Source organism: Streptomyces sp. NRRL B-24085, assembly GCF_001282115.1.
In the GTDB taxonomy this organism is placed as follows: Bacteria; Actinomycetota; Actinomycetes; order Streptomycetales; family Streptomycetaceae; genus Streptomyces.
The window spans coordinates 1-6770 of sequence record NZ_LJBR01000352.1; the positions used below are offsets into that span (position 1 = coordinate 1).

General features: G+C 74.7%; 2 protein-coding genes. One reads left to right on the top strand and one right to left on the bottom strand.

Annotated elements, in window-relative coordinates; all coding sequences use genetic code 11:
- Positions 1–30 precede the first annotated feature (30 nt).
- Entirely contained in the window at positions 31–1338 is a 1308-nt protein-coding gene (locus tag AOJ26_RS32105; protein ID WP_053851884.1) for a phthiocerol/phthiodiolone dimycocerosyl transferase family protein, read from the bottom strand.
- Between the two features lie 462 nt (positions 1339–1800).
- Between AOJ26_RS32105 and AOJ26_RS32110 the strand changes: the two genes are divergently transcribed.
- A partial coding sequence (locus AOJ26_RS32110; protein WP_159044443.1) for a non-ribosomal peptide synthetase occupies positions 1801–6770 on the top strand: 4970 nt, incomplete at its 3' end.

Here is a 6770-nt window from a genome sequence, read left to right on the forward strand (position 1 = left end):
GGGTGGGAGAGGGCGGACGGGCGGTCGTGCTCAGCCGGTGGCGGCCAGGGCGTGCCCGGGTTCGGCGGCGTCCGTGAAGGCCAGGAGCCCGGCCCGCACCTCGTCGCGGAACGCCCTCATGAAGTCCGGGCTGTAGCAGGCGGTCGAGTGCGGGAACTCGATGCTGAGCCGGCCCTCGAAGGAGACGACGCAGGCCATGACGGGGCTGCGACCCGCCTGCGGGAAGTAGTTCTCGCGGCCCGGGACCAGTCGTACGTCGACGGCCCGCAGGCCGTCGGGCAGTCGAGGGCCCGGGACCACGCCCATGTTGGTGGCGATCACCGTGGCCAGTTGCAGGGCGGGATTGCGGGGGATCTCCGGCGTGATGCGCATCTCGTGCACGTGGTCGCCGCGGGAGAGGAAGTCGCCGAGGCGGGCGTGCACGGCACGGGCCACCTCCAGCGGCTGGGAGGCCGCGGACACCTCGAGGGTCTGCAGGTGGGTGGTGACCGCGGGGACCAGGGCGGAGGCGGGCAACGGCGGGGACAGCCGCGAGCGCAGGTCGACGGGGGAGAGGCAGCCGAGCGTGCGGGGTCCTTCGTCCCCCGGCAGCCGCCGTCGCGCCGTCGCCAGAAGGGTCGCGGAGATCAGCGCGTGCACCGAGACGCCCGAGGCCCGCGCCGTCCGGCGCAGCCGTGCGGTGAGGTCCGCGTCCAGGGTCAGCCTGCGGACCTCGATGTGCCCGCCGGCGTCGGCCCCTTCGCCGGGGACGGCGTCGTAGGGGACCAGTTCGACCGGGTGGCGCCGTATCTCCTCCAAGCGGCTGTCGAGGTACTTCGCCGTGTCGGCGTCGTCGACCGGGGGCAGCAGACGGCTCACCGGCTCCGGCCAGCGGGGGTCCTCCGGATCGGCGCTCTCGCCGGTGCTCCCCTCGACCGACTGCCGGTAGCGGTCCCACAGGGCGTTGTGCAGCGCGATGCTGCTGTGGCCGTCGGTGATGGTGTGGTCGATCACCAGCACGGACAGATGGTTGTCCCCGTCCGGCGCGCTGACCAGGACGGCACGGCTGAGGGGGCCTCCGAGCGGCAGCGGCCTGTTCAGCTCCGCCGCGTAGGCATCGTCCGCGTCGCCGGTCCGGGTGATCAGCCGGGGCCGCTCGTCGGCGTCCAGGACACGCAACACGTGCCCGGAGCCGTCCTGTTCGATGCGCGAGCGCAGCGGCGGGTTCGCCTCGGTCGTGGCGTCGAACGCGGCCGACAGTGCCGCGACGTCCACCGGTCCGCGCAGGGTGCAGGACAGCACCGCCCTGCTTCTCTGGCCCACGTAGAGCGTCTCGACCGGACACAGCGCACGGTGCATGCCGTCAGCCTTCTTTCCGTCGTTCGTTCCGGAAGTCCACGGCCCCGGGACAGGTATGCCGCCGCGGTGGTCCGCGGGGAGGTCGGGGGCCTTTCGAGGGTGCACGGAGGAGCGCGGCCGAATCCAGCCCGGAGCGCGGCGTGCGGGGAAGTCGCGTGATTTCCCTAGAAGTTGAGCCGCGGCTCGCACTCCCCGGTCCCGTGGATTTCAGGGAAATCCCTGGAACGACGGCCGCCGGACCGGTTCGCCTTGACCTGGCCTGCGCGGGTGCCTCAACGTGCTGTGCCGTGAAACCGGGGCAGACGGCGTGATCGCCCTGTCCTCGGTGTGCGGCCTCAGTTGCTCCCCGAGGGTCGCGCCTGGCGTACGTCAGGCGTGCGACACGGGGTGGCCGCACCCGTCCGATCCGGCCGGGCCTTCGCCGTCCGGGACATCTTCGGCTTGCCACGTGAGGGTTGCGCTATGTCACTCCAGGAGGACGCACGTCGACCGCTGTCCGGAGCCCAGGAGGGCCTCTGGTACGCCGGACGGCTCGCACCGGACAGTGCCGCGTACAACACCGCGGAGGCCGTGGAGATCCACGGGCCCCTGGACACCGCCCTGTTCGAGAGCGCGCTGCGGCGCGTCGTCGCCGAGGCCGACACCTTCGCCCTGCGGTTCGCCGACACCGACGACGGCCCCCGCTGCCACCCGGCACCGGACGCGGACGACTGGAGTCTGAACCGGGCCGACGTCAGCGGCGCCGCCGATCCGGAGGCCGCCGCGTGGGAGTACGTCCGCGCCGACCTCGCGACCCCGGTGGACCCGGAGAAGGGCCCCCTGTTCGCGCATACCCTGCTGACCCTCGCCGACGACCGGCACCTGTGGCTGCTGAGGGCCCATCACCTGCTCCTGGACGGCTACAGCTACAAGCTCCTGGGGCGCCGCCTCGCCGAGACCTACAACGCGCTTGCCGAAGGCCGGGAACCGGAGCCCTGTGCCTTCGCGCCGGTGCGCCGGCTCCAGGAGGAGGAGGCGGCCTACGTCGCCTCCGAGCGCTTCGCCCGCGACCATGACCACTGGGCGCAGCGCCTGGCCGGCCTGCCCGAGCCGGCCCGGCTCACCTCCCGCACGGCGCCGCCCGCCGCGCCCTTCCTGCGCCGCACCGCCGAGTTGACGCCCGCCGAGACGGCTGCCCTGGACACCGCGGCCGCCCGCCTCGGGGTCCAGCGCACCGACCTGCTGACCGCGGCGACCGCCGCCTACCTGCACCGGATGACCGGGGCCCGCGACCTGGTGCTGGGCATGGCCACGATGAGCCGGCTGGGCAGCGCCGCGCTGCGCACCCCCGGCACCGCCTCCGACGTCCTGCCGCTGCGCGTGGCAGCCGAACACGCGACGAGCGTCGCGGAGTTGGCCCGGGCCGTCGCCGACGAACTCCGGGCCCTGCGCAGCCACCAGCGCTACCGCGGCGAGTCCCTCCGCCGCGACCTGGGCCTGCTCGGCACCGGACGCCGCCTGTACGGACCGGTGCTGAACATCGTCCCGTTCGACGAGTCCCCCGTCTTCGGCGGGCACCCCACCACCTGGCACCACCTGTCCGGCGGCGCCGTCGACGACCTCCAGGTCTCGGTGCGCCCCGGGCCCCGCGGAGGCGGACTGTGGCTGGCCTTCGACGCCAACCCCGCCCTGTACGAGGAGGACGAACTCGCGCTGCACCGCGACCGGTTCCTCACCCTGCTGCGCCAACTGGCCGGAGCGGAACCGGAGACGCCGCTGGGCGATCTGGACCTCCTGCTGCCGGGCGAACACCCCCGCGACACACCCGCGCACACGTATCCGGTCGAGCGGACCCTCACGGAGCTGTTCGAGGAGCGGGCGGCGGCCGGGCCCGAGCGCACGGCCGTCAGCCACGGGGACGAACGGCTCACCTACGCCGGTCTCAACGCCGAGGCCAACCGGATCGCCCGGCTGCTGACCGAGCACGGCGCGGGCCCCGGACGGGTCGTGGCGCTCGCCCTGGAGCGCGGCATCCGGCTGCTGCCCGCCCTGCTGGCCGTCCTCAAGACCGGCGCCGCCTACCTGCCCCTGGACCCCGGTCAGCCGGCCGCACGGCTGCGGCTGGTCGTGGAGGACGCGGCCCCCGTCGTCCTCGTCACCGAACACGCCCACGCCCACCTCGTCCAGGACGCCGTCCCCGCCCTCCTGCTGGACGACCCCCAGGTGGCCGCGGATCTCGCCCGCCGCCCCGGCACCGACCTGACCGACGCCGAACGGCACGGCCCGCTCAGCCCGTCCGACACCGCGTACATCATCCACACCTCCGGCTCCACCGGCCGCCCCAAGGGCGTACCCGTGCCGCACGCCAACGTCGTACGCCTCTTCGCCGCCGCGGCCGAGCACTTCGACTTCCGGGCCGACGACGTGTGGACGCTGTTCCACTCCTACGCCTTCGACTTCTCCGTCTGGGAGATGTGGGGCGCCCTGCTGCACGGCGGCCGGATCGTCGTCGTGCCCTACGCCGTCAGCCGCTCGCCGCGCGACTTCCTCGACCTGCTGCACCGCGAGGGCGTGACCGTCCTCAACCAGACGCCGTCCGCGTTCGAGCAGCTCGTCGACGCCGACCTCGAACACGGCCGCGGCAGCGGGGCGTTGCGCTACGTCGTCTTCGGCGGGGAGGCCCTGCGCCCGGCGCGGCTGCGTCCCTGGGCCGAACGGCACGGCCTCGACCGCCCGGCCCTGGTGAACATGTACGGCATCACCGAGACCACCGTGCACGTCACCCACCACCGCCTCACCGAGGCCGACCTGGAGGACCCGCGACGCGTCAGCGTCATCGGCCGGCCGCTCGCCGACCTGCGGGTGCATCTGCTGGACGCCGAGGGACGCCCGGTGCCGCCCGGCGCGACGGGGGAGATGTATGTCTCCGGCGCCGGCGTCGCCCCCGGTTACCTGAACCGCCCCGAGCAGACCGCGGCACGCTTCCTCGACGACCCCTACGGCCCGCCCGGCACCCGCATGTACCGCTCGGGCGACCTGGCCCGGCGCCGCCCCGACGGCACCCTCGACTACATGGGCCGTGCCGACGCCCAGATACAGTTGCGCGGCTTCCGCGTCGAGCCCGGCGAGATCGAGGCCGTCCTTGCCGCCCACCCCGGTGTCGCCCGCGCCGCCGTCGTGCCCCGCCGCGCCGACAGCGGCGCCCTGCACCTGGTCGCCTACACCGTCCCCTCCGGTGACGCCCCCGCGGACCCCGCCGGCCTGCGCACCCATGCCGCCGCGCACCTGCCCGAGCACATGGTCCCGGCCGCCTGCGTCCTGGTGGACGCCCTGCCGCTGACCGCCAACGGCAAGCTCGACGTGCAGGCCCTGCCCGACCCCGACTTCACCGCCGCCGCGTCCGGCACCCGGCCCGCGACACCGCAGCAGAGCCTGGTGTGCGCCCTGTTCGAGGACGTGCTGAACCTGCCGCGCGAGTCCGTCGGGGTGGACGCCGGCTTCTTCGACCTGGGCGGCGACTCGCTGCTCGCCACCCGGCTGCTGGCCCGGCTGCGGCAGCGGACCGGTGCGGAGATCCCCATCACCGCCCTGTTCGAGACGCCGACCCCGGCCGCGCTCGCCGAACGCCTGGCCGCGGGCACGCAAGGCACCCCGCCCCGGCCCGTCCTCGGCGCTGTCGCCCGCCCGCGGCGGGTGCCGCTGTCCTTCGCGCAGGAACGCATGTGGTTCCTGAACCGGCTCGACGAGGGCGCCGCCACCTACCACATCCCGCTCGTCGTCCCCGTCGGCGCCGATCTGGACAGCGAGGCGCTCCAGGCCGCGCTCGGGGACCTGGCCGACCGGCACGAGATCCTGCGCACGGTGATCGCCGAACAGGACGGGGTGGCCTGCCAGCGCATCCTGGCGCCCGGAGAGCTGGCTCCGGTGCTGCGGCGCGTAGACTGCCCCGCCGCGGAGATCGCCGCCCACGTACGGGCCGCTTCGCGCCGCCGCTTCGACCTGACCGCGGAAAGCCCCCTGGCGGCCTGGCTGTTGGGGACCGGCAGCGACCAGGTCCTGCTGTTCGTGCTGCACCACAGCGCCGCCGACGGCTGGTCGCTGGCCCCCTTCGCCGCCGACCTGTCCGCCGCCTACGCGGCCCGCCGGGAGGGCCGGGCACCGCAGTGGACGCCGCTGACGGTGCAGTACGCCGACTACGCGCTGTGGCAGCGTGCCCTGCTCGCGCCCGGGCCCGACGGCCCGGGCCGCCTGGAGCGGCTCACCGCCCACTGGCGCACCGCGCTGGACGGCGTGCCCGAGGAGTGCACCCTGCCCGGCGACCGGCCGCGTTCCACCGCACCGCGCGGGAAGGGTGCGCACGTCGAAGTCGCCGTCGGCACCGATCTGCACCGTGCGCTGCTGCGCCTGGCCGACCGCGAGGGCGCCAGCCTGTTCATGGTGCTGCACGCCGCCGTCAGCGCCCTGCTCACCCGCTGCGGCGCCGGCGAGGACATCGTCCTCGGCACCCCCGTCGCCGGCCGCACCGAACCCGGCCTCGACCCCCTGATCGGTCTGATCACCAACACCCTGGTGCTGCGCGCCGACACCTCCGGCGACCCCGCCTTCGGGGACCTCCTCGCCCGGCTGCGCACCGCCGACCTGGCCGCCCTGGACCACCAGGACCTGCCCTTCGACCGGCTGGTGGAGGACCTCAACCCGCCCCGCACGCCCGGCAGGCACCCCTTGTTCCAGGTGATGCTGGCCCTGCAGAACAACACGCCCGCCGTCCTCGAACTCGACGGCACCCGCACCCAATTGCGGCCCACCGCCACCGGCACCGCCAAGTTCGACCTGTTCGTGGACGTCCTTCAGCGCCACGACGCCACCGGCGCCCCCGGCGGGCTGACACTGCACGTCGAGTACGCCACCGACCTGTACGACGCGGCAACGGCCGACGCGTTCGCCCGCGCGCTGCACGACGTCCTGCGCACGGTGAGCACCGACCCGGGCGTCCGCCTCGGGCAGTTGCCCGCGCTCGGCGCGCGCACCCCTGCCCCGGCCACGGCCGACGCAGCGGGCCTGGTGGAAGCGGCGCGGTCCGTGCCGGGCATCCGCGACGCCCACGTGCTGCCCGGCCACGGCGACGCCCCCGCCCGCCTGTACGTCGTGCCCGGGCGGTCGGACGCCGCCGAACGCGTCGAGGAGCTCTTGGAGCGCGAGGGCCACGGCTCCTTCCGCGTCACGGCGGTCAACGTCCTGCCCCGCGGCGAGGACGGCAGCGTCGACAGCGAGGCGCTGGGTGCCCTGCCCGCCGTAGACGTGACCGCGGCCGGGACGTGGCGGGAACGGCTGGCAGAGCTGCCCGGCGTCACCACCGTCGACGTGGCGGTGGAGAACATCCCCGAGGAACTCGACCGCCGCCACACCGGCCTGCCCGGCCGCCCCGCCGAAGCCGCCCCCACCACGCGCCCCCA

Coding starts and splice junctions, on each gene's coding strand:
- AOJ26_RS32105 (WP_053851884.1), bottom strand. CDS start 1,338: ATGCACCGTGCGCTGTGTCCGGTCGAGACGCTCTACGTGGGCCAGAGA.